This is a genomic window from Nonomuraea corallina (genome assembly GCF_027620315.1).
GTDB lineage: Bacteria > Actinomycetota > Actinomycetes > Streptosporangiales > Streptosporangiaceae > Nonomuraea > Nonomuraea corallina.
This window is the reverse complement of sequence record NZ_JAPNNL010000011.1, coordinates 23,304-50,151: the sequence shown is the minus strand read 5'-3', so window position 1 is coordinate 50,151 and position 26,848 is coordinate 23,304. Positions and strand designations below refer to the sequence as shown.

The following is a 26,848-nucleotide window of genomic DNA, read 5'->3' as shown; positions in this document are numbered from 1 at the left end:
CCGTTCGAGCGCTACTGCACGGCGCGGGGCCAAGCTGGGCGCGGGCGGACCGGAGGGTCCGGGCATCGCCGAGGACGAAAGGGCAGGACAATGGCTCAGCTCAGCCTCGAGGAACTGAAGCAGACCATGCGCCAGGTCGCGGGCGACGACGACATCGAGCTGGAGGACGACTTCGCGACCGCGACGTTCGAGGAGCTCGGGTTCGACTCGCTGGCCGTGTTCGAGACCGTGCACCGCGTCGAGCGCGCCTGCGGGCGCAAACTGCCCGAGGGCGAACTCGCCGAGGTCACCACCCCGAAGGAGTTCCTGGAGTTCGTCAACGACCTGGAACGCGCGTGACCGCCCAGAAGCCCGCCGGAGAACCGAGGCCCGCCGGAGAACCGAGGCCCGCCGGAGAACCGAGGCCCGCCGGAGACCGGGAGCCCGCCGGTGAGCTCGCCGGCCGCACGGTGGTCGTCACCGGCGCCACCTCGGGCATCGGACGGGCGGCCGCGCTCGGGTTCGCCCGGCGCGGCGCGCACGTGGTCGCCGTCGGGCGCGACCAGCCGCGGCTCACGTCGCTGCTGGGCGAGCTGGGCGCGCTCTCCGACGTCCGGCCGTACGGCCTGCGCGCCGACTTCACCCGGCTGGACGAGGTCCGCGAGCTGGCCGACCGGCTGCGCGACCGCTTCGAGCGCGTCGACGTGCTGGCCTCCAACGCGGGCGGCATGTTCCGGTCGAGAGTCATGACGGTGGACGGCTTCGAGACCACCATCCAGACCAACCACCTGGCCGGGTTCCTGCTGGCGTGCTCGCTGCGCGACCGGCTGGCCGGCGGGCGGCTGATCCTCACCTCGTCCGGCGCGTACACCGAGGGCAGGCTCGACCCCGCCGACCTCAACGGCGAGCGGAGCCGCTACAGCGCGGGCCGCGCCTACGGGGCGTCCAAGCAGGCCAACATCCTCTTCGCCGCCGAGGCGGCCAGGAGATGGCCGGACGTGCTGCCGGTCAGCTTCCACCCGGGCCAGGTCCGCACGCTGGTGGGCCGGGGCACGATCGCCTCCTGGTACTTCCGCTACAACCCGTTCCTGCGCACCCCCGAGCAGGGCGCCGACACGCTGCTCTGGCTGGCCGCCGAGCCCGCCGAGCGGATCGAGCGCGGCGCCTACTACGCCGATCGACGGCCGGCTCCGGTCCGGGGACCGACGGCCGAACCCGACCTGGCCGCGCGCCTGTGGGACGCCAGCGCGGCCGCCGTCAGTGAAAGGGAATCCTTGTGAGCACCTACGTTCCCGGCTCGCCCTCCTGGTTCGACCTGGGCTCGCCGGACGTCGCCGCCTCCGTGACGTTCTACACCGGGCTGTTCGGCTGGACGGCGAACGAGGTCAGCGAACCGGAGGCCGGCGGCTACACGACCTTCCACCACGACGGCAGGCTCGTCGCCGCGGTCGCCTACCACCAGATCGACACCCCGTACCACCGGCCCTACGGCGACGGCGAGCACGGCATGCCCGCCATCTGGACGGTCTACTTCACCACCGACGACGCCGACGCCCTGACCGAGCGGGTGAAGGCGGCAGGCGGAGAGATCATCATGATGCCGATGGACGTCATGGACCTGGGCCGGATGGCGGTCTTCGCCGACCCGGAGCAGGCGGCCTTCGCCGTGTGGCAGCCGCTGAGGATGAGGGGCGCCGAGGAGATCGGCGTGCCGGGCTCGGTGCGCCGGGTCGACCTGGTCACCGCCGACGCCGGACGGACCACCGCCTTCTACCGGGACACGCTCGGCCTCGCCGCCGTCTCGGGGGAGTGGCAGGTGGCCGGCCGGACCGTGGGCGGCACCAGGGAGCTGGGCGTGACGGGCGCGGTGCGCCCGCACTGGGCGGTCACGTTCGGCGTCGGCGTCGGCGACGGCGTCGGCGACGTCGAGGAGACCGTGCGGCGGGCCGTCGAGCTGGGCGGCCGGGTGCAGAACCCGCCCGCCGTGACCCCGCTGGGCGTCCGGGCTGACCTGGTCGACCCGCACGGCGCCGGATTCTCGGTGCTGTCATGAGCGCCGAGCCCGTCCTCCGGGTCGACCCGTTCGCCTGCCCGGTGCAGCCGATGCGCGGCAAGCCGCACGTGCACGACGAGCTGCGCGCGGCCGGCCGGCTCGTGCGGGCGCAGGCGCCCGCCGGCGGGCCGGCCTGGGTGGTCACCGACTACGCCCTGGCCAAGGAGGTGCTGGCCGATCCGCGGATGGTCAAGGACCCGACGCTGGCGCCCGAGGGCTGGCACGGGGTCGAGGACGGCCTCGACTGCCCCGTGCCGGAGCTGCGTCCGTTCACGCTCATCGCGGTCGACGGCGAGGACCACCGGCGGCTGCGCCGGGTCCACGCGCCCGCCTTCAACCCGCGCAGGCTGGCCGCCGAGGACGCCCGGCTCGCCGCCATCGCCCGCAACCTGTTCCGCGACCTGGCCGACGCCTCTGCGGCGAGCGGCGAGCCCGCCGAGCTGATCGACGGCTTCGCCTACAACTTCCCGCTGCTGGTCATCTGCGGACTGCTCGGCGTCCCGGTCACCGACCCGGTCACGGCCAGGAAGGCCGTCAGCGCGATGAAGGCCATGGCCCTGGGCACCGCCGGCGAGGCCGAGGACGACACCTCCTCGCTGGAGGAGCTGCTGGGGCGGGCCGTGCGGGCGGCGATGGACGGCCGGTCCGACAGCATGACGCGGGTGCTGTACGAGCGCGCGCGGGCCGAGTTCGGCGACGTCTCGGCCGACGAGCTGACCTACATGATCATGGGGTTGATCTTCGCCGGCCACGACACGACCGGGTCGTTCCTCGGCTTCCTGCTGGCCGAGACGCTCGCCGGGCACCTGGCGCCGGACGCCGACCCGGCGGAGTTCGTCGAGCGCATGCTCAGGGAGCACCCGCCCGTGCCGTACACGCTGTGGCGGTTCGCCTCGCGGGACCTGGTGATCGACGGGGTGCCGCTGCCCCGGGGCGCGCCCGTGCTCGTGGACATCGAGGGCATCAACGCGCGCAGCGGGGACAAGCGGCTGACCTTCGGTGACGGCGCCCATTACTGCATCGGGGAGCAACTCGCGCAGCTGGAGTCGAAAATCATGATTTCCGTGTTGCGTGAGGAATATCCAGAGGCGCGATTGGCCGTGCCTTTCGAGAAGTTGCGCTGGGGGCGTACGGGGTCGCAAACAGCGAGGCTCACGGAACTGCCTGTCTGGTTGCGGCCATGAAGTGACCGCGAAGGTGTCTAACGTGGCAGGTATGCGACCCACATTCATCACGATCGCGGGAGCCCGGGAAAACAACCTGAAAAATGTCTCGGTCGAGGTGCCGAAGCATCAGATAACGGTTTTCACCGGAGTGTCCGGTTCGGGGAAATCCTCGCTCGTGTTCGACACCATCGCGGCCGAGTCCCAGCGGCAGCTGAACGAGACGTTCACCGCCTTCGTCCGCAACCGGCTCCCCCGGTACGGCCAGCCGGACGCGGACGTCATCGAGGGCCTGTCGACCGCGATCATCATCAACCAGAAGCGCCTCGGCGGGAACTCCCGCTCCACCGTCGGCACCATCACCGACCTGTACGCGCTGCTGCGGCTGCTGTTCTCGCGCGCCGGCGAACCAGCCGTCGGCTACTCCAACGCCTTCTCCTTCAACGACCCGGCCGGCATGTGCCTCGACTGCGAGGGCCTGGGCCGGCGCATGCAGGTCGACCTCGGCAAACTGCTCGACACCTCGCGCTCGCTCAACGAAGGCGCCATCGACCACCCCGCCTTCTCCGTCGGCGGCTGGTTCTGGAAGCTGTACGCCAACTCCGGCCTGTTCGACAACGACAAGAAGCTGGGCGACTACAGCCGCGAGGAGTGGGACGCCCTGCTCCACGGCGCCGACGGCTCCATCGCCCTCGACTGGCAGGGCGGCCAGATCAACTCCAGGTACGAAGGGCTGCTGGAGAAGTTCGACCGCCTCTACCTGCGCAAGAATCCCGAGGAGATGAGCGCCAAGAACCGCGCCGCGCTCGAACGCGTGGTCTCGGTCTCGGTCTGCCGCACCTGCGAGGGTCGGCGGCTCAACAAGGACGTGCTCGCCTGCAGGATCAACGGACGCAACATCGCCGAGTTCGCCGCCCTGGAGGCCGACGCCCTGGTCGAGGCCGTCAGGGAGATCACCGCCCCGCAGGTGAGCACCGTCGTGCGGAACCTGCTCGAACGGCTGGGCCACCTCGTCGACCTGGGCCTGGACTACCTCACCCTGGACCGCGAGACCTCCACCCTGTCCGGCGGCGAGTCGCAGCGCATCAAGATGATCCGCCATCTCAACAGCTCGCTGGTCGAGGTCGCGTACATCTTCGACGAGCCCACGATCGGCCTGCACCCGCAGGACGTGCGCCGGCTCACCACGCTGATGCGGCACCTGCGCGACAAGGGCAACACGGTGCTCGTGGTCGAGCACGACCGCGACGTCATCGAGGTGGCCGACCACGTCATCGATCTCGGCCCGCGTGCGGGCAGGCACGGCGGCGAGATCGTCTACCAGGGCGACGTCGAAGGGCTCCACGCCGCCGACACGCTCACCGGCGCCTGCATGCGGCGGAAGCTGCCGATCAAGGAGGAGTTCCGGCGGCCGTCCGGGCACCTCCAGGTGACCGAGGCGTCGCTGCACAACCTCAAGAACCTCACCGTCGAGATCCCGACCGGGGTCCTCACCGTGGTGACCGGGGTCGCGGGCTCCGGCAAGAGCACGCTCATCCATCAGGTCTTCCGCGCCCAGCACCCCGACGCGGTGATCGTCGACCAGTCCGCCGTCACCACCAACCGGCGCTCCAACCCGGCCACCTACACCGGCGTCATGGACGAGATCCGCCGCCGGTTCGCCCGGGAGAACGGCGTCAGCGCCTCGCTGTTCAGCTTCAACTCCGCCGGGGCCTGCCCCAACTGCCAGGGCGAGGGCGTCATCTACACCGACCTGGCCTTCATGGACCCGATGATCACCGTCTGCGAGGTGTGCTCCGGCAAGCGCTTCACCGAGGAGGTGCTGCGCCACACCCTGCGCGGCCGGAACATCAGCGACGTGCTGGCCATGAGCGCCGCCGAGGCGGCCGAGTTCTTCACCGAGCCGAAGGTCGCCGAAAAGCTGGAGTCCGTGGTGGCCGTCGGCCTCGGCTACCTCCAGCTCGGGCAGCCGCTCAACACGCTGTCGGGCGGCGAGTGCCAGCGCATCAAGCTGGCCACCGAACTCGGCAAGTCGGGCACCGTCTACGTGCTGGACGAGCCCACCACCGGCCTGCACATGTCAGACATCAGCAGCCTGCTCGGCATCATCGACACCCTGGTGGACCACGGGAACTCGGTGATCGTCATCGAGCACAACCTGGACGTGGTGAAGAACGCCGACTGGGTCATCGACCTCGGCCCCCGGGGCGGCCGGTCAGGCGGGGAGATCATGTTCGAGGGCACCCCGCGCGAGCTGCTGGCCGCCACGGACTCCCTGACGGCGGAGTCGCTCAGGGAGTCCCTGCCCGGCGATTGAGCGGTGCACCAATGGGGTTCGATCGCGGCTATAGCGGCCCGGGTGATGCTGGTCGGTGATGGACGGCCGGAACATCCGGAAGGTGTGGAATGAAGATTCTCTCCAAGACCATTGGCTGCGAGATCGCCGCCGGCCCCGGTGAGCGGCTCGCGGACATCGACCCCGCGATCGTCGTACAGCTCCTGAAGAAGGACGGCTACGTCTACTTCACGGGGTACGAGCCGGCGCTGGCCGAGTTCGAGGCCTTCACCGAACAGTTCGGCACGTGCGCCGGGTCGCGCCACGTCCACTACCCGGAGGGCGGGGAGGCCCTCGGCTTCCACGCCGAGGACTCCTACAACCCCTACAGGCCGGACGCGCTCTGGTTCATGTGCCTGTTCGAAGGCAGCGACGGCGGGGCGCCCACCGGCGCGGTCGACGGCGTGCGCCTGCTCGCCGAGCTGAGCCCGCGCTGGCAGGAGTTCTGCCGGGCGAACACGCTCCGCTTCGAGCGCCACTGGGCCGAGGAGACCTGGCGGCTCGCGACGGGCCCCGCCGGCCGGGAGGAGATCGAGCGGGTGCTCGCGTCCCTGCCCCGGTTCGGCCACCGGTTCCTGCCCGACGGCACGCTCTACACCTGCTACGAGTCGCCGATCGTGGTCACCACGCCCAACGGCGACGAGAGCTTCAGCAACACCATGCTCCAGGCGATGACGGAGCAGACGTTCTACGGCATGACGCTCGGCGACGGCGCCCCGGTGCCGGAGGAACTGGCGCAGACCGTGCGGCGCTGGACGCTGGAGCACGAGATCGAGATCGGCTGGTCGGCCGGCGACGTCGCGGTGATCGACAACTACCGCATGATGCACCGGCGGGCCGAGTACCACGGCAAGGACCGTGACCTGCGGGCCAGGCACTGCGAGAACCTGTTCGGCACCCGGTTGCCGGACGACTCCACCGCGCTGGCGGCCGGCGTCAAGTCGCTCATCCAGAGCGACGTGGGGCTGCCGGTGGCCACCGGTCCTCTCCCCACGACGGTGTGACCATGGACATCGAGTTCGCCAAGTACACCTCGTTCGGCAACACCTTCATCATCGTCGACGAGACCGTCACCCCGCTGGCCGACGACGAGCAGCGGGCGGCCTTCGCCCGCTGGGCGCTCAACGGCGACTTCGGCATCGGCGGCACCGACAACGTCCTGTACCTGTCGCAGGCGCAGGGCGGGGCCGACTACCTCTTCCGGATCTTCGAGGTGGACGGGTCGGAGACGCTGTCGTGCGGGAACGGCCTGCTGTGCACCGCCGCCGCGCTGCGGCGGGCGCACGGCGGCGACCGGTGGGAGGTGCTCACCGAGCTCCCCACCGGCCGCCCCCGCCCGGTGCGGGTCGGCACAGCTGAAGGCCCGGCGGACGACGACGCCGGGGGCGACGGGCACGGCGGGGCCTGGGTCGACATGGGCCGGACCCGGCCGGTTCCGGCGGAGCTGATCAACAGGAGCGGACCGCCGCCGGCCGACGGGATCGACCACATCACCGGCCTCGACGTCCCCGGCGTGGGGGAGCTCGGCGGCTACCTGACCTTCAGCGGCGAGCCCCACCTGGCGCTGTTCGTCGGGCACGGCCTGCCGGAGGAGCTGGCGGAGCGCCTGTTCATCGACGCGCGGGGCGCTCTCGGCGAGCCGGACGGCCCGGCCATCGAGGAGTCGGTCGCGCTGGCCCACCACATCGGCACGCACGTGAACCGCTCCTACCGCGAGCTCTTCCCGCAGGGCGTGCACCTCAACTTCGCCCGCGTCGAGGGGCGGCGGGTCGAGTACCGCACGTGGGAGCGCGCGATCAACTGCGAGACGCTGGCCTGCGGCTCGGGCACGGTGGCGATGGCGCACGTGGGGCGGGAGCTCGGGCTGCTGCCCGAGGGCGAGATCACGTTCTGGCCGCACCGGTGCCGCTGGTACCAGCCAGACGCCGCCCTCACCGTCACGAACACCGAAACCGGATATGTCGTGACCGGTCAGCCGCGCCTGGTCTGCGTCGGCGTCGTTCCCCGGACGTCGTACGCCTGGGCGACCCAGACACCCAGCAACCGATCCGCGAAGGACCTCAGCCATGCGCTCACTGCGACAGCACGTTGACCCGGCCGCCAAGCTCCGCGAGGCCGGCCTCGACGTGCGGCGGCTGCCCCGCCACGACGACCCCGCGCCGGAGGCGGTACGGGAGGCCATCGCCGACCGCTCGGGCCCGATGGTGTTCCCCGGGTTGACCGACTCCTGGCCGGCCCGTACCCGGTGGACGCCGGAGAACCTGGCGGTCACGCACGGCGGGCGCACCGTCACCGCGCTGATGAACCTGCCGGCCAGCGGCGTGCTGTTCCCCCACGACCAGCGGAACTACGAGCGGACGCTCCCGTTCGCCGAGTTCGTCCACGAGATGCTGGCCACCTCCGCGGACTCGCCCTGCTACCTGGCCTACACCAGGGCGGCAGAGCTGTTCCCCGCCCACGACTACGACTTCGCGCCGCTCACCGGCGACCTGCCGTACAGCACGGACACCCGGGTGTGGATCGGCTCGGCCGGCACCCGGTCGATGCTGCACTCGGACCTGAAGGACAACTTCTTCTGCCAGATCTGGGGCGAGAAGCACGTGGTGCTGGTGCCGTGGGAGCACGCCCGGGACGTCTACCCGTTCCCCGGCAACCTCGTCAACAGCCAGGTCGACGTCATGGAACCGGACCTGGACCGGTTCCCCCGGCTGCGCCACGCCACCTTCTACGCCGGCACCGTCGAACCCGGCGACGTGCTGTACATGCCGCGCGGCTGCTGGCACGACATCAGGTCGCGGACGCCGTCCGTCTCCGTCAACCACTGGTTCGGCCCCCCGATGACCGCGTCCGACTACGCCTCGCTGCTGCTGCGGAGCGGCCCCCGATACTGGGCCGCCACCGCGCGCGACTTCCTCGCGCACGGCCTGCTGCGCCGCCGCGAGAAGACGACGTTCTTCTTCAGCCCGCCGTCCACCGGCAAGCGGCTGTTCGACCTGCTGCGCTGGGGCGACTTCTCCCGCGAGAACGACCCGTCCGCCGACCGAACGAGGAGCCCGCGGTGACCATCATGTCCAGCCCTCTGAAGACGACCGTGGACTCCTCCTTCGAGCTGCGGCTCGTCGAGGCGATCCGCCCGATCAGCGAGCACTTCCTCGCCGTGGGCGTCCACCACCTGTTCGACACCGGCCTCTACGACGCGCTGGCCGGCCGCTCGCCGACGCCGATCCCGGCCCTGGCCGATGAGCTGTCCATGGCCGCCGACCGGCTGCGCGGCTTCCTGCTCTACCTGGCCAACGAGGACATCGTGCGGGTGGAGGACGACCACGTCGCGCTGACCGACAAGGCGCGCGGCCTGAACGAGTTCCGCGCCTGGTACACCTTCCTCATCGGCGGGTACGCCGGGACGATCCAGCAGATCGGCGGCGCCCTCACCCGCGGCGCGCCCGACTGCACCCGCGACGGCGAGCACGTGAGCGTGGGCAGCTGCGAGATCAGCCGCTACGACGGCATGCCGATGACCCTCGACCTATTGGAGCAGGGCCGCGTGGACGCCCGCGAGCTGCTCGACCTCGGCTGCGGCAACGCGCTGTACCTCACGGAGTTCGCCGCCGCCGTCCCCGGCCTGCGGGCCGTCGGCGTCGAGCCCGACCCGGACGGCTACCGCGCCGCCGTGGGCCTGGTGGAGCGGGCGGGCATGGCCGACCGGGTCCGGCTGGTGAACGCCTCGGCCACCGACTTCCTGCGCGACCCGCCCGCCGACTGCCGGCCCGATCTGATCGTCCTCGGCTACGTGCTGCAGGAGATCCTGGCCCAGGAGGGCGAGGAGGCGGTGCTCGGGCTGCTGCGCGGCGTCGTCTCCCGGTTCCCCCGGATCAACGTCGTGGTCATCGAGGTGAGCGACGAGATCGCCAACCCGGCCGTCATGCGGCACGGCGTGGCCAGGAACTTCTGGAACCCGTACTTCCTCATCCACTACTTCACCCGCCAGCGCCTGGCCAGGAAGGCCTACTGGGACGAGCTGTTCCGGCGGGCCGGGCTGACCGTGGCCGCCTTCACCTCCACCGACCCGCACATCGACTCCAGCGGCGTCGAGCTCGGCTACCTGCTGCGCGGTCCCGCCTACCACTAGAGGAGCCGTCATGCTTTCCCGAGAGCTCGCCGGCGAGGTGGCCGGCTGGGCGGAGCAGGAGGGCGTCGGGACGCCGGCGTTCCTGTTCGCCCCCGCGACGCTGCGCGCCGGGGTGGCCGAGCTGCGGACCCGGCTCGGCGCCCGCATCTCCTACGCCACCAAGGCCAACGCCCACCCGCTGGTGCTGCGGGCGCTGGACCCGCTGGTGGAGGAGTTCAACGTCACCAACCCCGGCCACCTGGCCACCCTGCTCGACCTGGGCGTCTCGCCGGAGCGCATCGCCTACCTCAACCCGGTCTTCACGCCGCGGACCCTCGAACGGGTGCTCGCGGCCGGGGTGACCCGGTTCGTCGTGGACGACGCCAGGGGCCTGGAGATGCTGCCGGAGACGGCCAGGATCACGCTGCGGCTGCGGCCCCCGGACGCGGGGGAGTCCACCCGGTCCCTGGTGCGCTTCGGCAACACCCCCGACGTGCTGGCCGGCCTGGCGGAACGGGCCGCCGAACGCGGCATGGAGATCGAGGCGCTGTCGTTCTTCGTCGGCACCGCCGGCGAGGGGATGGAACGGGGGCTGCCTTACCTGGGCGGCGTCGACCTGCTGATGGGCCTGCGCGACCGGCTGGCCCAGGCCGGCGTCACCGTGCCGGCGATCAACATCGGCGGCGGATTCCCCGGCTCCCGCGACCGGTTCCACCACGACCACCCGGACTTCTTCCAGCGGATCGCCGCGGCGCTGCCCACCGGCGTGGACGTGCTCTGCGAACCCGGCCGGTACCTCTGCCAGCCGGCGATGGCCCTGCTGAGCCGGGTCGTGGCCGACCGCGTCGTGGCCGGGCGGCGCCTGGTCCACCTGGACGCCAGCGCGTACGCGGGCCTGTTCGAGACCACCTTCATCGAACCGGAGGCCGGCCTGGAGATCACCACGCGGCGCTCCGGCGACCCGGCGCCCGCGGCCGTGCTCGGCCCGGTCATGGACTCCTTCGACGTGATCGCCAGAGACGCGGCGCTGCCCCCGATGACCGAGGGAGACCTGGTCGTCATGCCCAACACCGGGGCGTACGCGTGGGGCTACACGGCCCCCGTGGAAGGGCTGTCGCCCGCCGAGGTCGTCGAGCTGCCACCCGATCTGTCCGAAGGATTCGCCAAAGCCTGGTTCGGGAGCTCACTGTGATCACGAGAACGGACGCGCCCATCGTCATCGAGCCGACCGTGTCGCCCCCGCCGGGCATCGGGGTGCGCGAGTGCGGCGAACCGCTGGAGGAGGTGGCGGGGGTGCCGGGCGTGCACGCCGGCCCCGCCTACCACCGGCGCGGCATCGCCGCCGCCGGCAGCCGGATCTTCCTGCGCCGCCGCGTGCTCGCGGCGCTGCGGAGCGCCTCGGCCGCCCTGCCCGACGGCGTCGACCTGCTCGTCTGGGACGGGCTGCGCACCCTGGAGACCCAGGCCGAGATCGTGGAGAGCTTCCGCCGGACGCTGCCCGACCCCGGCGACGACGCCACGGTCGAGAGATACCTGGCGCTGCCGCCCGCCGACCGGGAGGAGTTCACCGCCTCGCCGCCGCCGCACACGACCGGGGGCGCGGTGGACGTCACCCTGTGCGACCCGTCGGGCCGCGAGCTGGATCTCGGCGCCGAGTTCGACGAGTTCAACGAACGGTCCTGGCTCACGCATTACGAGAACGACTCCAGGTCCGAATACAGGCGGCTGCGCAGAATGCTCTATTGGACAATGCTCGGCGCAGGTTTCGCGCCGTACTCGTGGGAATTCTGGCATTACGAGTTGGGCACCATGGTGAGCGCCGCTTTTCACGGTGAACGGTTTGCCGAATACGGCGCCGCCGTACCGTGGAGGAACCCATGACCATGCCATACATCACCGACCGCTCCCGTACGGTGTTCGACACCGACGCCTGGCTGGCGGCCTGGGACGGCAACACCGTCGAGCGGCGCGAACCCACCGGCCACCCCCTGCTCCAGCGCCTGGAGTACTCGCCGTTCTGGCACGGCTACGAGCTCGACACCGACCTCGGCCGGATCTGGGACCGGCCCGTCCTGACCGTCAGCTCGCTCTACGCCGGCTACGGCCCCGCCTACCTGGCCGGGCGGCCGGAGGACGTGGAGCGGCTGATGGACCACGCCTCCGGCCTGCTGCCCGGCACCTGCGGGCTGCTCGTGCTCAACCTGCCGCTGGAGGCGGCGCTGGAGTGGGCCACCGTCGCCCAGCCGGACGGCATGATCCGGCTCGACCACGCCTACCACCGCGTCATCGGCACCGGCCCCGAGCCCGACCTGCGCGACGTGCACAAACGCACCGAGTTCCGCAGGCGGTGGCGCCGTTCCGCGGAGAAGGGGCTGCGGCTGGTCATGGAGTCCGACCCCGCGCCCGAGCGCGTCGAGGAGGTCGTCGAGCTGGCCAACGGCTCGGCCGAACGGCACGACTGGCCCGTCCTGTACGACCGGGCCGGCTTCCTGGCGGTGGCCGGCATGCCCGGCGGGCGGCTGGTGCGCGCCGAGTGGGACGGCCGCACGGTCGCCGCCTTCGTCGGGATGGAGCACGACCGGCGCTTCTACCTGTGGGCCGGCGGCATGGACCACACCGTGGTCCAGGAGGTCAGCCCCTACCTGTTCACGCTCTACGAGCTGCTCCGGCTCGGGCTGGAACGCGGGTGGGACCGGCTGGAGCTCGGCAAGGGCAACGACGCGTTCAAACGGCGCTACGGCTTCACCGGCGTGGAGCTGTGGTCGCTGTGGTACGCGGCGGACCCGTCCGACGTGCCCGCGTACCGCCCCAAGCTGGCGGCCCTGCACCGGAGGCTCGGCGCGGCCCAGGGGGCGTGATGGCCGGCCTCTGGCGCCACGGCGACTTCCTCAAGCTGTGGGGCGGCGAGACGGTGTCGCAGTTCGGGGCCCAGATCACCGTGCTGGCGCTGCCGCTGACCGGCATCCTCACCCTGGACGCCAGCGCGGGCGAGCTCGGCGTGCTGACCGCGATGCAGTTCGCGCCGGTGCTGCTGATCACCCTGTTCGCCGGGGTGTGGCTGGACGGCAACCGCAAGCGGCCCGCGCTGATCACCGCGAACGTCGGCCGGGCCGTGCTGCTCGGCGCGGTGCCCGTGCTCCACCTGGCCGGCCTGCTGTCCATGCCCGTGCTGTACGCGGTCGCCTTCCTGACCGGCCTGCTCACCGCCGTCTTCGACGTGGCCTACGTCGTCTACCTCCCGTCCCTGGTCCCCAAGGACCAGCTCGTCCAGGCCAACTCCCGGCTGGAGGCGACGTACTCGATCGCGTCCATCGGCGGCCCCGGCGCCGGCGGCCTGCTGGTGCAGTGGCTGACCGCGCCGGTCTCGATCGTGGTCAACGCCGTCACCTACCTGGCCGCCGCGATCAGCGTGGCGGCCATCCGGCACCGCGAGCCGCCCCCCGAACGGCCCGCCGACCGGCCCTCCACCTGGATGGAGATCAAGGAGGGCCTGGCCACGACGCTGCGCGACCCGCTCCTGCGCCCCCTCACCATCGGCTCGGCCTGGTTCAACCTGTTCGAGCAGGTCATCCTCACGCTGTATCTGCTGTACGGCGTGCGCGAGCTGCGCCTGTCCACCGGCCTGCTCGGCGTCATCCTGGCCATCGGCAGCGTCGGCGCGCTGGCCGGCTCGTTCCTGGCCGACCGGGCCGGCCGGGTCCTCGGCATCGGCCGGACCATGGTGTGGACGATGATCCTGGGCTCCGCCGCCCTGGGCCTGGTGCCCGCGGCCGCCGGGTCCCCGCTCGCCGCCGGCGCGGTCCTGGCCGCCGGACTGTTCGTGTACGGCCTGTCCATGGCCCTGTTCAACGTGCACAGCCTGAGCCTGCGCGGCGCGATCGTGCCGCCGGAGCTGCTCGGCCGGGTGACCGCGACCTACCGGTTCTTCGTCTACGGGACGATCCCGGTGGGCGGGCTGCTGGCCGGGCTGATGGGGGAGCGGCTCGGCGTCCGCACCGCCATGGCCATCGCCGTGGCCGCCCTGCTGGCCGGAGGCGTGGCCTTCGCGGCCACCCGCATCCGGTCGGTCGGCGAGGAGATCTTCGGCAGGAAGGAGACGCTGTGCTCGGCGGACTGACCCCTGAGGCCTGGGACGGGCTGGCCGGCCCGCACTTCTACTCCACCAGCGCCTGGCTGCGCTTCTGCGCCGCCGAGTACGGCGGCCGCAGCGACGCCGTGGTCCGCGACGGCGCCGCGGTGCCGTACACGGAGCTGACCGGACCGCCGATGCTGCCGCTGTACCGGTGGACCGAGCAGCTGAAGGCGCGCGGCCTGCCGGCGCCCCCGCCCGAGGGCCTGCTGGTCGGGCCCCGCGAGGGCTACCAGACGCACTTCCTCGGCGCGCCCGAGGCGGTGCCCGGGCTCGTCGAGGAGCTGCGCGGGCGCGCGGCCGGCCGGCCCTGCGTGGCGATGTACCTGCCCCCGTCCGAGCTGGAGTCCGTCCGCCGCGCCGGGGTCACCGCCCCGGCCGTGGTGATGGACGCCGACGCGTGGATCGCCGTCGACGACTGGCCCGGCTACCTGTCCAAGCGCAAGCGCTACCGCGTGCGCGCCGGCCGCCGCGCCTTCGAGGAGGCCGGCTACACGATCAAGCACGTGCCGCTGGCCGAGTGCGTCGACCTGCTGGCCGTCCCGGCCTCCAAGACCCTGGCCAAGTACGGGGTAGACAGCGAGCCCGAGGAGGAACGCGGGGCGCTGCGCGGCCACGCGCGGAACATGGGCGAGGCCGCCCGGGTGGCGATCTGCAGCCGCGACGGCGGCGACCCCGTCGGGTTCTGCCTCTACTACGTGGGCACGGACACGATCTTCCTGCGCTGGGCCGGCTTCGACTACGACCGCCTGGCCGACGCGGACGAGTACGGCAACGTCGTGCTGGTCAGCCAGCTCGACCTGGCGGCCGAGCTGGGGCTGCGGTGGGTGCACGCGGGCCTGAAGTCCTCGGCCGCCAAGGCCCTGTACGGGGCCACGCTGCGCCCGGTGTGGCTGGCCGACCTCTCCGCGGACAGCGTGCTGGAGGACGCCACCGACCAGGTACGGCGGCACAACGCGGACGTCTGCCGCGAGCTGCGCGAGGACCCGCGCACGGCGGGCGCGCTCGACCCCGAGACCTGGCGGAGCATCGATGAACAGACCGGCTGAACGCAGAGTGATCGTCACCGGCGGCGCCTCCGGCATCGGCGCCGCCATCGCCCGCCGCTTCACCGGCGACGGCGCCCGGGTGGCCGTCCTGGACCGCGACGAGGCGGCCCTGGCCCGGCTCGACGACCTGGTGCCCGGCGCCGAGCTGAGGCTCGTGACCGACGTGGGCGACCCGGAGGCCGTGGACGCGGCCTTCGAGGAGCTCGACCGCCGCTGGGGCGGGCTGGACGTGGCCGTCAACAACGCCGGCGTGAGCAGGCCGTGCGCCTTCACCGACCTGCCGCTCGACGACTGGGAACGTATCCTGCGGGTCAACCTGACCGGCGTGTTCCTGGTCGCCCAGCGGGCCGCCCGGCGGATGCGCGGCCCCGGCGGGACCATCGTCAACATCGCCTCCGTCAGCGGCATGGTCGGCATGCCCGACTACAGCGCGTACAACGTCAGCAAGGCCGGGGTGATCGAGCTGACCAAGACGCTGGCGCTGGAGCTGGCCCCGGCGGTCCGGGTCAACGCCATCTGCCCCGGCTACGTGCTCACCCCCATGCAGGAGGCGGAGTACACGCCCGCCCGGCTGGCGGAGTGCGCGAGCAGGATCCCGCTCGGCCGGCTCGGCCGGCCTGCGGAGATCGCCGCGCTCGCCGCCTACCTGGCCGGCGACGAGGCGGAGTTCGTGACCGGCCAGACCTTCGTCATCGACGGCGGCGAGACGGCCGGCGGGCTGGCGAGCTGAGGTCTCCCAGCGCCGCTGGATCGACGTTATAGCGCCGCCGCCGACGATGGATGAGGTCGTGATCCACGACAGAAAGGGCGTACGAGCCATGACCGTGTCCTCGCTTGCCACGACCCGCCGGAACGGACGCTCACCGGCCACGGCGGTGAGCTCCTACACCGAATGGGACCCGCTGGAAGAGGTGATCGTCGGGCGGCTGGCCGGCGGCGTCTTCCCGACCTGGCAGGAGTCCATGCGCGCCACGATGCCGCCCGGCTCCTGGCGGCTCTTCCAGGAACGCGGCGGGCAGCCGTTCCCGCAGGACCTGGTGGACGCCGCGGACGAGGAGCTCGACGGGCTCGCCCGCGCCCTGGAAAACGCCGGCGTCACCGTCGTCAGGCCGGAGCCCGCCGACCACCGCGCCTCGTTCGGCACGCCGCACTGGAGCAGCTCCGGCGGGTGCTACGCGGCCATGCCGCGCGACCACCTCATCGTCGTCGGCGACACCATCGTGGAGTCCCCGATGTCGTGGCGCTGCCGCCAGTTCGACGGCGACGCGTTCCGGCCGCTGCTCAAGTCGTACTTCGACCGGGACGCCCGGTGGCTCCAGGCCCCACGCCCGCAGCTCACCGAGGAGCTGTTCGCCACCGGCGACCATGACGAGTGGGCGATCACCGAGTTCGAGCCGGTCTTCGACGCGGCCGACTTCATGCGCTTCGGCCGCGACCTCGTGGCGCAGCGCAGCCACGTCACCAACGCATCCGGCATCCGGTGGCTGCAGCGGGCGCTGGGCGACGGGTTCCGCGTCCACACCATCGAGGTGAACGACCCGCACGCCATGCACATCGACGCCACCCTGCTGCCGCTGGCGCCCGGCAAGCTGCTGGTCAACCGGGAACGCTACGTGCCCAACCAGCTGTTCGACGGCTGGGAGATCCGCAAGGCGCCGCAGCCGGCGCTGCCGCCGGACTGGCCCATGTACTTCTGCAGCCCGTGGGTGAGCATGAACATGCTCTCCGTGGACGAGCGGACCGTCGTCGTCGAACGGCAGGAGGAGCCGATGATCGAGCTGCTCACCGACTGGGGCTTCCGCTGCATCCCGGTGGACTTCCGCCACGTCTACACCTTCGGCGGCTCGTTCCACTGCGTGACCGTGGACGTGCGCCGCCGCGGCGGCGACGGCCGCTACCTGGCGCGGGTCCGATGAAGGTCGCCCAGATCACCGGCCCGCGCGCCTGCGCGCTCGCCGAGAAGCCGGACCCCGCCATCCGCCGCGACTACGTCCTGCTCAAGGTCGAGGTCGCCCCGATGTGCAACGAGTACGTCGCCTACCGGGACGGCGTCTACCTGGAGCGCAACCGGCCCGACTCGCTGGGCCACGAGATGGCCGGCGTCGTGGCCGACGCGCCCGAGGGCGCCCTGCTCAGCCCCGGCGACCGGGTCGTGGCGCTGTGCGGCTACCCGTGCGGCACCTGCGAGCTGTGCCGGCGCGGCTACTACTCCCACTGCGCCACCACCGAGGACCCGCTGGAGGTGTGCAAGAGCGAGTCGGGCGAGTGCGGCTTCGCCCAGTACGCGATCAAGCCCGCCCGGCTGTGCGTGCCGGTGCCGGACGGGATGCCGCTGGACCACGCCGCCATGGCCTGCTGCGGCCTCGGCCCCACCTTCGGCGTGATGCGGCGCATCGGCGTGGACTCCTCCGACACCGTGCTCATCACCGGGCTCGGCGCGGTCGGGCTCGGCGGGGTGATCAACGCCCGGTACCGCGGCGCGACCGTGATCGGCGTGGCCCGCACCCCGTACCGGGCCGAACTCGCCCGCGACCTGGGCTGCGCCGCCGTCCTGGACCCCCGCGACGGCGACGTGCGCGAGCGGATCAGGGCGCTCACCGGCGGCGGCGTGGACGTCGCGATCGACTGCTCCGGCCGGCCGGAGTACCAGCGGCTGTGCATCGACGCGATCAACCGTCTGGGCACGGTCGGCTTCCTGGCCGAACCCGGCGAGCTGACCGTGCGCGTGGACGACGACCTGGTGCAGAAGGGGGCCACGCTGATGGGCAGCCTCGACATCAACCTGGCCGACGCCGGCCCGCTGCTGCGCATGATCAGCCGGGTCCCGGACCAGATCGAGCGGTTCATCACCCACCGCTACCCTCTGGACCGGATCGGCGAGGCGTTCGAACGGCAGTCCCGCTACGAGTGCGGGAAGATCGTCCTCTATCCGTGGAGCTGACGTCATGACGCTGGCCGCCCACCTCCTCGACCTGGCGGCGCGGCACTCGCCGCTGGTCCGCGACACGCTCCGCCGCCTGGCCGACGCGCCGCTGGCCGACCTGCTGGCCGGGCTCCGGCCCGGCCGGTCCCGCCCGTGGCAGGACAGGGACGACCTGTGCGCGGCCGTCGCGGACCTCACGGCCCGCTCGTACGGCCACGAGGTGGCCGCCGAGGTGGCCGCGGACCTGCGCGCGCAGCCGATCGTGCCCACGTCCAACCACTTCGGGGTGGACACCTTCGCCGACTCCGTCCAGGGCACCCTGCTGTTCGCGCTGCGGCCCGGCGCGCCGCGCACCGTCGTCGTGCTCGGCTTCGGCTCGGTCAGCCTGAACAACCTGACCTACCCCATGGGGCTGCGGCTCTACGACCCCCGGCACGGCGAACTGGACGCGCTGCCGCAGCGGCTGCCCGTCCAGCCGAACCGCGACAAGCACCGGACGGTCCTGACCGCGCGGCCGTTCGACGCCGGAATGATCGAACGGGCCCAGGCCCGGCTCGCCCGGATGCGGCGGGCCGGGGAGGTCTCCGCCTTCTGCGCGCGCAGCGCCGACGACGTGCTGCACCGGGTGTACGGCGCGCCGGAGACGCTGGCGCTGCCCTCGCACGGCCTCCAGGCCACCCGCGTCAACACCGCCCTGTGGCGGGGCCTGTTCCAGGGCGAACCGCCCGCCCGGCTGGTGCAGGTGGCGATCGAGCCGATCTGCGCCGCCCTGCTCGAATCGGACCTGAACGACCCCGGCAGCCTGATCCACCAGCTGTTCTTCGTCCCCCAGGTGCGTGAGGCGCTGCTCGACGGGCTGGACGGGGAGCGGGCCTGCTGGGAGCGGAGCCGCTCGCGCGGCACGGTCTTCTTCTGGGGGCTCGGCGCCGAGGGCCGTCGGGTGCCGCTCACCCTCCACGGCGAGCTGCTCACCGGCGTCGACGAGCGCGGCCGGCGGCTGGAGTGGAAGTTCAGCCCGGAAGGGCTGGCCCCGGCGCTGCGGGCCGGGCTCCTGCTGCCCTCGCTGTTCACCTGCTTCGCGACCCTCGCCTTCGCGCGCGGGCTGAGCTGCGTCGGCGGCTACTACCAGGCCACCTACCTGCCCGTGATGCAGCGGGGCGTGGTGGCCGCGCTGGGCGTCGGAGAGGAGTTCCGCGACCTGGCCGGCGCGGTCGCCCAGGTGTCCACCGGCCTCCACCTGGCCAGCCTCCAGGCCGCCGCCCGGTCCCTGCCCGGCGGGGCGATCATCCCGGCGGGACCGGTGGAGATCGCCGGGGCGGGCGGGCTCTCACCGGCCGACGTCGCCGCTCTCACCCGCGTCCCGGTCCGTGAGGCGCACGTCGTCGCCTTCCCCGACGTGCTCGATCACCTGGTCCCGGCCGGGGAACTGCCGCCCGGCTGGGCCGCCCGGCTCGCCCTGGAGAGCGGCGCCGCGCGGGCCGTACGGCTGGAGACCCCCTGACCGGCGGCGGCACCGGTTCACGACGCCAGGTTCTTCGGCATGCCGGCGGACAGCAGCTCGCGGTGCAGCTCCTGGATCTCCGGGGAGGGCGCCAGGCCCAGGTCCTCGTCGAGGAGGTCACGCAGGTGCCGGTAGGCGTCCAGCGCCTCGTTGCGCCGGTTGCAGCGGCCCAGGGCGCAGATCAGCTGGCCGTGGAACCCCTCGTTGTACGGGTGCGTCTCGACCAGCAGGCGCAGCTCCGGCAGGAGGTCGCGGTGGCGGCCCAGCTCCAGGCCGGCCTCGATGCACATCTCCTGGGCGCAGACCCGCTGCTCGTCCAGCGCGACCACGTGCCCGCGCAGCACCGGCCCCGGCAGCACGTCGGCCAGCGCCCGCCCGGACCACATATCCAGCGCCTGGCGTAACGACTCGGCCGCCCGGGCCATGTCCCCCTCGTCGAGCGCCTGCCGCCCCTGCCGGATGAGCCGGTCGAACCGGAAGACGTCCAGGTCGTCCTCGCCGGCGCGCAGGAGGTAGCCGGCGGTCCTGGTCTCGACCAGCTCCTCCGGGCACAGCCCGTCGCGTTCGAGATGCTTGCGTACCTGGTAGACGTAGGTGTGCAGGATGGTCCGCGCGTTCTTGGGCGGATCCTCGTCCCACAGCTCGCGGATCAGCAGGTCGGTGTCCACGATCTGGTTGGCCCGCAGCGCCAGCATGGCCAGCACCTGGCGCAGCTTGTGCTGGCCGAGCGTGTGCGGGTGACCGTCGACGACGATCTCCACCGGGCCGAGAAGTTGGAATGTCGCCATGGGTGATCTTCCTTGTGGTCGGCTGTGTGCGTTCGCGAGGCTCGCGCGTCCTCCGATCCCTTCGTCCTTCGACTCCTTCGTCCTTCGACTCCTTCGTCCTTCGACTCCTTCGTCCTTCGACTCCTTCGTCCTTCGACTCCTTCGTCCTTCGACTCCTTCGTCCTTCGACTCCTTCGCAGCGTCACCCTCCCGGCGGGCCGCCCACAACAGGAAACCTCCGCAAGCAGCACCCCGCTCAGCCGAAATATCCCGGGACCTGACCGGGAGGAGTAACACCCGGATGTAGTCCTGCCCCGAGGGCGCGCGGCCCGGCCACGCGCCGGGTTTTTTCCCTCCTCTCACCAGCCCTGATGGACCGGAGTGCGCGGGGCCGCGTTCGGGTGTTCCCTTCCAGGGAAGAAACTTCCGGTGTCCCCCCGCGATCGACGTCGTTCCTCACGGGAGGCGCTGGCCGGCTTTCTCGACGCCGAGCGGCCCGCGCTCCTGCGCGCGTACCTTGCCCGGCTGGAAGACGCGCACCCCCCGCTGACCGGCGATCCCGAGTTGCGGCGCCAGGCGCTCACGCACGCCGGCCGCACCATCGCCGACGTCGCCCGGAGCCTGCGGCTGGGCCGTCCGAGCGCCGGCGACGACGGCAGGACCGGTGCCGGCACGGCCGCGGGCCGGCTGCACCCCCGGGTCTCGCTGCGGGCCGCGACCTGCCTGGCGGACGTCACGCTCGACGCCGCCAGCGAGTACCTCGCCACGCGCGAGGACGGCGGGGAGGCCCTCGGGCTCGTCATGCGCTCTCTGACGGAGAGCGTCCTGACCCGCGTCCACGAGACGACGCTCGCCTACTCCTCCCGGCTTCTGCACGACCTCGACACCGCGTACACCGACGAGCGCCGCCGGATCGCCCGCGACCTGCACGACCGGGTCGGCTCGGGGCTGGGGGTCGCCCACCACCAGCTGGAGCTGGCCGAGGCGTCCCGCACCGACCCCACCGGCGCGATGAACCGGGTCGTGCTGGCGCACGAGGCCATCCAGGACGCCATGGTCGGCACCCGCTCCATCGTGACCGGCCTGCACACCGGCGACCAGGTACGCCACCTGGAGAAGGAACTGGCCAGGCTCGTGGAGACCACGGCGTCCGACGACGTGATCATGCGGTTACGGGTCGACGGCGACGAGGCGTGGGCGTCCGGGAAGGTGCTGGGCGAGACGTTCCTCATCGTCAGGGAAGCGGTGCGCAACGCGGTCACGCACGGCGCGCCGGGCATGGTGCTCATCACCGTCGACATCACGCCCGGCAGGCTCCGCGCGACCGTGGACGACGACGGCCGCGGCTTCGACCTGGACCGGGCGCTCCGGTCGCCCGGCCTGGGGCTCACGTCCATGCGGGAACGCGCCGAGCTGATGGGCGGCCGGGTGACCCTGACGCCGGTGGCCGACCGCGGCACCCGCGTGGACCTCGTGGTACCACTGTCGGAACGGCGTGACGGGTGATCGTGATGGATGACCGCACCACCGTCCTCATCGTGGACGACCACTCCCTGTTCCGCGAGGGACTGAAGGAGCTGCTGGAGAGCGACGACGACATCGCGGTGGTCGGCGAGGCCGGCGACAGCGAGAGCGCCGTCGAGCTGGCCGCGTCGCTGAAACCGCACGTCGTGCTGCTCGACGTGGAGATCCCCGGCGACGAGGCGACCACGACGGTGAGCCGTATCCAGGCGGCCTCGCCCCGCTCCGAAGTGATCATCCTGAGCATCTACGACGGGCCCTACCTCGTGCAGAGCCTGCTGGCCCGGAACATCCGGGGCTACCTGCTCAAGACCGTGCGGCGGGCGGAGCTGCTCGCGGCGGTCCGCACCGCCAGGACGGACCACGACCGGGTCATGCTCGTCATCTCCAGGGAGAGCCTGGTCCAGGTGCAGCCGAACGCGGCCAACCCGCTGTCCGCGCGGGAGCTGCAGGTGCTGGAGCTGGTGGCCGAGGCGCTGAGCAACGGCCAGGTCGCGAGCCGGATGAACCTCACCGAGTCCACCGTGAAGCGGCACCTGCGCAACGTCTTCCTGAAGCTCGGCGCGGTCTCCCGGGTCGACGCGGTGAACAAGGCGGTGGCCGCCTCCCTCATCAAACCGCCGTCCATCCCGCACCAGCCATGACCCTGCCGGCCGCGTCCCGTACCCGCTGGGACCGGCCCCTCTCGTGCCGGCTGTGACCTGCTCTAGTGCGGCGGGAAGAGGGTGTTCAGGCGGGCGAGCGGGGCGAGATCGACCTGGACGCCCGCCGTGCTGGCGTTCATCTCCAGGTGCACCCGGTTGCGCGTGCTCGGCACGGGCACGATGTCGCCGCCCTGCGCCAGCAGCCACACCAGGGCCAGCCTGGCCAGGCTGAGGTGGAGCTGCGCGGCGACCTCCTCGGCGGTCCGCACCGCCCGCACGGCGGCGCGCGGGTCGTCCCCGGAGGGCCGGACCCCGCCAGGGCCGGGCCCGGCTCCGAGGCCGAGCGGCCGGCAGGCGACCACCCCGATCCGGTGCGCGCGGGCCGCCGGGATCCGGTCCAGCTCGGCGCGGCGGTCCCAGAGCGAGTACTCGCAGGCGATGGCGGCGATCGCATGCTCCGCGGCGGCCCGGCCGATCTGCCAGGCCCGCGGCTCGGCCAGCCCGAGGTGGCGGACCTTGCCCGCCGTGACGAGCCGGGCCAGCTCGCCCACCCCGTCCTCGACCGGCCCAGGCCAGGCGGGGCAGTCCAGGTAGAGCAGGTCCAGGTGGTCGACGGCCAGCCGGCGCAGGGCCGCGTCGCAGGAACGGGCCAGCCCTCCGCCGCCCGCGCGGGCCCGCGCCGCCAGCACCACCTCCTGGCGGCGGCCCGCGATCGCCCGCCCGGCCAGCTGCTGCACCTGCTCCTGCCGGGACCGGCTCGTGGTGTCGAGCAGGGTGATGCCGAGATCGAGGGCGTGGCCGATGACCTGTGCGCCCGCCCGGACGTCGGGGCCGCCGGCCAGCGCCGTCCCGCCCAGGCCGATGGCCGAGGAGATCGGGCCGGCGCGGCCGAGCCGCCTGACGTCCATCGGTCACGGAACCCCGGGCGGGCGGAACCCGCCGGGCTCGGTCACGGGAGGGTCGGATCGATCCATCTCGGCCGTCCTTCGGCTGTGCGAACGCCGGGTCACCTCCTTCAGCATGCGCCGGGCCGGTCGAGGCGATCTCAATCCCGGATAGAGCGGCGATGACCTCGTACGAGGAAATCCCAGTTGACCAGACCGGAAATGTAGGCAATAGTGCGAGGGAGGACGCTCCCGTTCAGAGAGGCCGGGTATGACGCACTTCTATGGGGCTGGCCGGGAACCGGGCAAGGTGCGCGTCCCGATGCGCGCCGTCGCCTAGTGTCGCGCACATGTGGATCGACGAGCATGTGGTGCTGCCCGACCCGGATCGGGCCGTGGTCGCGGTCGGACCGCCGGCCGCCGGGGATGGACACTGGGCCGGAGCCCCGAGCGCGGTCGCCGCGGACGGCCTGATCTATCTCGCCTACCGGCTGCGCCGCCCGATCGGCCGGGGCCGCGGATACGCGGTGGTGGTCGCCCGCTCCTCGGACGGCGAGCGGTTCGAGACGCTGACGACCGTCACCCGCGAGGAGATGGACGCCGAGTCGCTGGAGCGGCCCTCGCTGGTGCGCCTGCCCGACGGCCGCTGGCGGCTCTACCTGAGCTGCGCCACCGAGGGCACCAAGCACTGGCGGGTGGAGGCGCTGGAAGCCGCCGACCCGGCCGCGTTCGACACCCGCTCGCGCGTCACCGTCCTGCCGGGCGACCCCAAGACCGGGGTGAAGGACACCGTGATCGTACGGCGCGGTGGCCTCTGGCACCTGTGGGCCTCCTGCCATCCGCTGGTGAACCCGGAGGAGGCCGACCGGATGGTGACCGACTACGCCACCAGCGCCGACGGCCTGGAGTGGACCTGGCACGGCACCGCGCTGAGCGGCCGGCCGGGGCTCTGGGACGAGCGGGGCGTCCGCGTGAGCGCGGTGCGGTGGCAGGGCGGCCGGGTGCTGGCCTACTACGACGGCCGGGCGAGCGCGGCGGAGAACTACGAGGAGCGCACCGGCGTCGCCGTCGGCGCCGATCCCGCCGCGCTGACCGCCCTCGGCGACACCCCCGCGGCGGCCTCGCCGTTCGGCGGGGGAGGGCTGCGCTACCTGGAGTTCGTGGACCTGCCCGGCGGCGCCGTCCGGCTGTACTACGAGTTCACCCGTCCCGACGGCGCTCACGAGCTGCTCACCGAGCTGCGCTGATCAGCGGCGCTGCCCGTTGCGCGACTGCCGCTGCCCGGCCGGCCGGGTGCCGACCAGGCCCCCGGCCCGCTGCCTGGGCAGCAGCCAGTCGCCGAAGTCCGCGCCGGTGACGCGCTCAAGCAGGCGGATGTCGTCGGCGAAGTACGGCAGGAGCCGCTGCCGCTGCTCCCACGACAGCGGGCGGCGGGAGGCGCCGCGGTGCTGGAGCAGTCCTTCGAGCGGCGTGCCCAGAACCTTGGACAGGCGCCTGCGCATCACGGACAGCACCCGGTGCCGCAGGCTCGGGTCCGGATGGGCGGTGACGTTCTCCCGGGGCAGCTCGGTGAGCAGCCCCTGACGCACGCCGAGGAAGGCGCAGATGCGGTCGAGCGTCTCGGCGGGCCGGTCCACGAGGTCCCGGTAACGGAAGATCAGCACCTGGTCGCGGGGGAACAGGCCGAAGAGGTGCTCCAGCTGCTCGCCGTAACGGCCGAGCCCGATGTAGTGCCAGAAGTGCGCCCACCCGTCACGGACGCGGCGCGGCTCGGCCTCGCACGCCCGCACCAGGTCGCCGATGGGCTCCAGCCCGGCCGACCACAGGTGCGTCCAGTTGGAGTGGGCCCGCTCGACCGGGTCGCGCAGACTGATGACCAGCTTCACGCCGGGGACGGCGGCGTGGATGCGCCGCTGGGCGGCGGTGTCGTAGAGGTAGAAGGGAGTGGACTCGCCGGCCGGCGCGCCCGGCGGCGCATCGGCGAACAGCGCCTCGTAGTCGGCGCGCCGCCAGACGTGCTCCCGGTAGGTCTCCGCGTCGCCCGGCCCGCCCCTGTCCGGAGGCGGCCCGTCGGTGAGGAAGAACTTCGGTTCCTTGATCCGTGACAGGAACAGGCCGGGATGCTGCCGCAACGCGGTGTGCAGGGCCGTGGTCCCCGCTTTGGGCACACCTGCGATCAGGAAATCGGGCAGGGACACCGTCTTCCCTCCAGTGGCGGAACGGACCTCTATCGGAGGTCAGCATAACAAGGTTATCCGGTAGGAAATGTCTATTATGTGGCTAGAGGGGGCTATCCCCGCATTCCTGGATCAGACGTAACTTGTCTGCATCTTCCGGTGCGCTGCACCGCGAGGCGGGCCAGGCTGGCGGCGAGGAGGCCCCGAGAGCCATGGCAGATCCAGCACAGGCGAGCAGCGACCGCCCCGGCACGACCCCCGCCCCCGCGCGGACCCCCGCGTGGCGCTACGCCGTCGGCATGCTCGGCACGTCCATCCCGATCAACATGATCAAGGGATCGATGATCCTCTACTACGTCGACATCCTCGGGCTCGACGTGCGCGCCTACGGCGTGGTGATGGTGGTCTACGCGGTCATCGACGCGATCGACAACCCGGTGCTCGGCCACCTGTCCGACCGCACCAGGAGCCGGTTCGGGCGGCGCAGGCCGTGGCTGATCGTCGGCGCGCCGATGCTCGCGGCCTGCATGATCGCCTTCTTCTCCGCGCCGGCCTCGCTGGACGGCCTCGGCCTCGTGCTGTGGTTCGCGGTGTTCGCGATCCTCTGCGAGGCCTTCGACTCCATGCTCAACGCCAACTACGGCGCGCTGCTGCCCGAGCTCTACCCGCGCGAGCGCGACCGCGCCGTGGCCAACGCCCTGCGCCAGGGTTTCCAGCTCGTGGCCCTGGTGATCTCGCTGGCGGTCACGCCGCTGCTCACGACGAAGGTGTTCGGCACGGAGGACTCCACCCAGGGCTTCCAGATCACCGCGATCGTGTACGGCGCGATCGCGGTCGTGGTGATCGTGTTCATGGCTCTCGGGGCGCGCGAGAACCCGCGCTACGCCACCCGCGAGCGGCCGCCGCTGCTGCGCAGCGTCTGGTCCATCGTGCGCACCCCGCTGTTCTGGACGGTCGGCCTCACCGGCGCCTGCTACGGGATCGCCATGGCGCTCGTCCTCACCGGCCTGCAACTGTACGTCCGCTACTCGCTCGGACTCGACGTCGGCAACACGTTCATCCTGCAGGGCGTCGTCATCCTGGTCGCGGCGGCCGGCCTGGTGGCGTGGACGAAGGTCGTCGCGCGCCGCGGCGCCCTGTGGACCTGGCGGCTCGCCTTCGCGGTCCTCGCGGTCAGCTTCGCGGCGCTGTTCCTCGCCAACGACCTCCTCACCGCGCTCGCCGCGGGCGTCCTCGTCGGCGCCGGGTGGTCGGGGATGCTCGCGACGAACGACCTCATCGTCGCCCGGGTGCTGGACGCCGACGCGGCGCGCAACCGTGAGCACCGCGAAGGGCTCTTCCTGTCGGCGTTCGGCTTCTTCGGCCGGCTCAACGGGGTCGTGACCGGGCTGGCGCTCACCTCGCTGGGCGTGTTCTTCGGCTACAACTCCGGCGCCGACCCCGGCGCCGACCCCGGGTTCGCGTTCCGGGTGTACCTGTGCGTCTACCCGTTCGTCCTGGTGACGATCGGCGCGATCGCGGCGCGGCTCATCACGGTCCCGCACGAGACACCGCCCGAGGCCGCCGACCCGGTGGAGGACCCCCGATGACCCGCAACCTCGTGTTCACGGCCGGG

General features: G+C 72.2%; 25 protein-coding genes. 22 read left to right on the top strand and 3 right to left on the bottom strand.

The features are described from left to right. Positions 1-90: 90 nt before the first annotated feature. The 18 genes from OUY22_RS04975 to OUY22_RS04890 all read left to right on the top strand — a co-directional run bounded on the left by OUY22_RS04975 (position 91) and on the right by OUY22_RS04890 (position 19,240). A complete protein-coding gene (locus OUY22_RS04975; protein ID WP_270153546.1) occupies positions 91-339 on the top strand; it encodes an acyl carrier protein in 249 nt (82 codons plus the stop codon). Then, on the top strand, positions 336-1,259 hold the full coding sequence (locus tag OUY22_RS04970) for an SDR family NAD(P)-dependent oxidoreductase (protein ID WP_270153545.1): 924 nt from the start codon (positions 336-338) through the stop codon (positions 1,257-1,259). The genes OUY22_RS04975 and OUY22_RS04970 overlap by 4 nt, the downstream gene beginning before the upstream one ends. Then, complete coding sequence (locus tag OUY22_RS04965; protein WP_270153543.1) at positions 1,256-2,032, top strand: VOC family protein; 777 nt, start codon at positions 1,256-1,258, stop codon at positions 2,030-2,032. Before OUY22_RS04970 ends, OUY22_RS04965 begins: the two co-directional genes overlap by 4 nt. After that, positions 2,029-3,216: a cytochrome P450 family protein gene (locus tag OUY22_RS04960; RefSeq protein ID WP_270153542.1), complete on the top strand. Its 1,188-nt coding sequence runs from the start codon at positions 2,029-2,031 to the stop codon at positions 3,214-3,216. The genes OUY22_RS04965 and OUY22_RS04960 overlap by 4 nt, the downstream gene beginning before the upstream one ends. A gap of 157 nt (positions 3,217-3,373) precedes the next feature. Continuing rightward, a complete protein-coding gene (locus tag OUY22_RS04955) occupies positions 3,374-5,512 on the top strand; it encodes an excinuclease ABC subunit UvrA (protein ID WP_333486602.1) in 2,139 nt (712 codons plus the stop codon). Positions 5,513-5,601: 89 nt separating this feature from the next. Then, positions 5,602-6,534: a TauD/TfdA family dioxygenase gene (locus OUY22_RS04950; RefSeq protein WP_270153540.1), complete on the top strand. Its 933-nt coding sequence runs from the start codon at positions 5,602-5,604 to the stop codon at positions 6,532-6,534. A gap of 2 nt (positions 6,535-6,536) precedes the next feature. Then, positions 6,537-7,622, top strand: coding sequence for a diaminopimelate epimerase (locus OUY22_RS04945; protein ID WP_270153539.1), 1,086 nt, complete (start codon positions 6,537-6,539; stop codon positions 7,620-7,622). Next, positions 7,597-8,592, top strand: a complete 996-nt coding sequence (locus OUY22_RS04940; protein ID WP_270153538.1) for a cupin-like domain-containing protein — start codon at positions 7,597-7,599, stop codon at positions 8,590-8,592. Before OUY22_RS04945 ends, OUY22_RS04940 begins: the two co-directional genes overlap by 26 nt. A 5-nt stretch (positions 8,593-8,597) precedes the next feature. Next, entirely contained in the window at positions 8,598-9,659 is a 1,062-nt protein-coding gene (locus tag OUY22_RS04935) for a hypothetical protein (protein ID WP_270153536.1), read from the top strand. 10 nt (positions 9,660-9,669) lie between these two features. After that, positions 9,670-10,830 (top strand): type III PLP-dependent enzyme domain-containing protein, encoded by a 1,161-nt coding sequence (locus tag OUY22_RS04930; RefSeq protein WP_270153535.1) that lies wholly within the window; start codon positions 9,670-9,672, stop codon positions 10,828-10,830. Beyond that, positions 10,827-11,519, top strand: a complete 693-nt coding sequence (locus OUY22_RS04925) for a M15 family metallopeptidase (protein WP_270153534.1) — start codon at positions 10,827-10,829, stop codon at positions 11,517-11,519. Before OUY22_RS04930 ends, OUY22_RS04925 begins: the two co-directional genes overlap by 4 nt. Further along, positions 11,516-12,496: a GNAT family N-acetyltransferase gene (locus tag OUY22_RS04920; RefSeq protein WP_270153533.1), complete on the top strand. Its 981-nt coding sequence runs from the start codon at positions 11,516-11,518 to the stop codon at positions 12,494-12,496. The genes OUY22_RS04925 and OUY22_RS04920 overlap by 4 nt, the downstream gene beginning before the upstream one ends. Beyond that, positions 12,496-13,755 carry an MFS transporter gene (locus OUY22_RS04915; RefSeq protein ID WP_270153532.1) on the top strand — a complete coding sequence of 420 codons (1,260 nt, stop codon included), beginning with the start codon at positions 12,496-12,498 and terminating at the stop codon, positions 13,753-13,755. The genes OUY22_RS04920 and OUY22_RS04915 overlap by 1 nt, the downstream gene beginning before the upstream one ends. Continuing rightward, positions 13,740-14,816 (top strand): GNAT family N-acetyltransferase, encoded by a 1,077-nt coding sequence (locus OUY22_RS04910; protein WP_270153530.1) that lies wholly within the window; start codon positions 13,740-13,742, stop codon positions 14,814-14,816. Before OUY22_RS04915 ends, OUY22_RS04910 begins: the two co-directional genes overlap by 16 nt. Next, positions 14,800-15,546, top strand: coding sequence for an SDR family NAD(P)-dependent oxidoreductase (locus OUY22_RS04905; RefSeq protein WP_270153528.1), 747 nt, complete (start codon positions 14,800-14,802; stop codon positions 15,544-15,546). Before OUY22_RS04910 ends, OUY22_RS04905 begins: the two co-directional genes overlap by 17 nt. 58 nt (positions 15,547-15,604) lie before the next feature. Continuing rightward, positions 15,605-16,732 carry a hypothetical protein gene (locus OUY22_RS04900; protein WP_270153527.1) on the top strand — a complete coding sequence of 376 codons (1,128 nt, stop codon included), beginning with the start codon at positions 15,605-15,607 and terminating at the stop codon, positions 16,730-16,732. Further along, positions 16,729-17,757 carry a zinc-dependent alcohol dehydrogenase gene (locus OUY22_RS04895; RefSeq protein WP_270153526.1) on the top strand — a complete coding sequence of 343 codons (1,029 nt, stop codon included), beginning with the start codon at positions 16,729-16,731 and terminating at the stop codon, positions 17,755-17,757. The genes OUY22_RS04900 and OUY22_RS04895 overlap by 4 nt, the downstream gene beginning before the upstream one ends. Positions 17,758-17,761: 4 nt before the next feature. Continuing rightward, positions 17,762-19,240, top strand: a complete 1,479-nt coding sequence (locus OUY22_RS04890) for a hypothetical protein (RefSeq protein ID WP_270153525.1) — start codon at positions 17,762-17,764, stop codon at positions 19,238-19,240. A 17-nt stretch (positions 19,241-19,257) separates the two neighbouring features. Here the strand turns inward: OUY22_RS04890 and OUY22_RS04885 are convergent, their stop codons facing one another. Continuing rightward, entirely contained in the window at positions 19,258-20,028 is a 771-nt protein-coding gene (locus tag OUY22_RS04885) for an AfsR/SARP family transcriptional regulator (RefSeq protein WP_270153524.1), read from the bottom strand. Positions 20,029-20,436: 408 nt separating this feature from the next. On the opposite strand from OUY22_RS04885, the gene OUY22_RS04880 reads away from it, so the two are divergent. Together OUY22_RS04880 and OUY22_RS04875 are read left to right on the top strand one after the other, a co-directional pair. Further along, entirely contained in the window at positions 20,437-21,513 is a 1,077-nt protein-coding gene (locus tag OUY22_RS04880) for a sensor histidine kinase (RefSeq protein WP_270153523.1), read from the top strand. A 5-nt stretch (positions 21,514-21,518) separates the two neighbouring features. Next, positions 21,519-22,172 carry a response regulator gene (locus tag OUY22_RS04875; RefSeq protein ID WP_270153522.1) on the top strand — a complete coding sequence of 218 codons (654 nt, stop codon included), beginning with the start codon at positions 21,519-21,521 and terminating at the stop codon, positions 22,170-22,172. Positions 22,173-22,234: 62 nt separating this feature from the next. Here OUY22_RS04875 and OUY22_RS04870 read toward each other — a convergent pair whose 3' ends face one another. Next, entirely contained in the window at positions 22,235-23,080 is an 846-nt protein-coding gene (locus OUY22_RS04870; RefSeq protein WP_270153521.1) for an aldo/keto reductase, read from the bottom strand. A gap of 326 nt (positions 23,081-23,406) precedes the next feature. On the opposite strand from OUY22_RS04870, the gene OUY22_RS04865 reads away from it, so the two are divergent. Further along, positions 23,407-24,303 (top strand): hypothetical protein, encoded by an 897-nt coding sequence (locus OUY22_RS04865; RefSeq protein WP_270153520.1) that lies wholly within the window; start codon positions 23,407-23,409, stop codon positions 24,301-24,303. On the opposite strand, the gene OUY22_RS04860 is transcribed toward OUY22_RS04865, so the two are convergent. Beyond that, positions 24,304-25,254, bottom strand: coding sequence for a sulfotransferase family protein (locus tag OUY22_RS04860; protein WP_270153519.1), 951 nt, complete (start codon positions 25,252-25,254; stop codon positions 24,304-24,306). 191 nt (positions 25,255-25,445) lie between these two features. Between OUY22_RS04860 and OUY22_RS04855 the strand changes: the two genes are divergently transcribed. Then, on the top strand, positions 25,446-26,822 hold the full coding sequence (locus tag OUY22_RS04855) for an MFS transporter (RefSeq protein WP_270153518.1): 1,377 nt from the start codon (positions 25,446-25,448) through the stop codon (positions 26,820-26,822). Positions 26,823-26,848: the final 26 nt, after the last annotated feature.

What these genes read in the sequence shown, in the direction of transcription:
- OUY22_RS04975 (WP_270153546.1), top strand. Translation starts at nt 91, where the DNA reads ATGGCTCAGCTCAGCCTCGAGGAACTGAAGCAGACCATGCGCCAGGTC.
- OUY22_RS04960 (WP_270153542.1), top strand. Translation starts at nt 2,029, where the DNA reads ATGAGCGCCGAGCCCGTCCTCCGGGTCGACCCGTTCGCCTGCCCGGTG.
- OUY22_RS04950 (WP_270153540.1), top strand. Translation starts at nt 5,602, where the DNA reads ATGAAGATTCTCTCCAAGACCATTGGCTGCGAGATCGCCGCCGGCCCC.
- OUY22_RS04945 (WP_270153539.1), top strand. Translation starts at nt 6,537, where the DNA reads ATGGACATCGAGTTCGCCAAGTACACCTCGTTCGGCAACACCTTCATC.
- OUY22_RS04940 (WP_270153538.1), top strand. Translation starts at nt 7,597, where the DNA reads ATGCGCTCACTGCGACAGCACGTTGACCCGGCCGCCAAGCTCCGCGAG.
- OUY22_RS04935 (WP_270153536.1), top strand. Translation starts at nt 8,598, where the DNA reads ATGTCCAGCCCTCTGAAGACGACCGTGGACTCCTCCTTCGAGCTGCGG.
- OUY22_RS04930 (WP_270153535.1), top strand. Translation starts at nt 9,670, where the DNA reads ATGCTTTCCCGAGAGCTCGCCGGCGAGGTGGCCGGCTGGGCGGAGCAG.
- OUY22_RS04920 (WP_270153533.1), top strand. Translation starts at nt 11,516, where the DNA reads ATGACCATGCCATACATCACCGACCGCTCCCGTACGGTGTTCGACACC.
- OUY22_RS04915 (WP_270153532.1), top strand. Translation starts at nt 12,496, where the DNA reads ATGGCCGGCCTCTGGCGCCACGGCGACTTCCTCAAGCTGTGGGGCGGC.
- OUY22_RS04905 (WP_270153528.1), top strand. Translation starts at nt 14,800, where the DNA reads ATGAACAGACCGGCTGAACGCAGAGTGATCGTCACCGGCGGCGCCTCC.
- OUY22_RS04895 (WP_270153526.1), top strand. Translation starts at nt 16,729, where the DNA reads ATGAAGGTCGCCCAGATCACCGGCCCGCGCGCCTGCGCGCTCGCCGAG.
- OUY22_RS04890 (WP_270153525.1), top strand. Translation starts at nt 17,762, where the DNA reads ATGACGCTGGCCGCCCACCTCCTCGACCTGGCGGCGCGGCACTCGCCG.
- OUY22_RS04885 (WP_270153524.1), bottom strand. Translation starts at nt 20,028, where the DNA reads ATGGCGACATTCCAACTTCTCGGCCCGGTGGAGATCGTCGTCGACGGT.
- OUY22_RS04875 (WP_270153522.1), top strand. Translation starts at nt 21,519, where the DNA reads ATGGATGACCGCACCACCGTCCTCATCGTGGACGACCACTCCCTGTTC.
- OUY22_RS04870 (WP_270153521.1), bottom strand. Translation starts at nt 23,080, where the DNA reads ATGGACGTCAGGCGGCTCGGCCGCGCCGGCCCGATCTCCTCGGCCATC.
- OUY22_RS04865 (WP_270153520.1), top strand. Translation starts at nt 23,407, where the DNA reads ATGTGGATCGACGAGCATGTGGTGCTGCCCGACCCGGATCGGGCCGTG.
- OUY22_RS04855 (WP_270153518.1), top strand. Translation starts at nt 25,446, where the DNA reads ATGGCAGATCCAGCACAGGCGAGCAGCGACCGCCCCGGCACGACCCCC.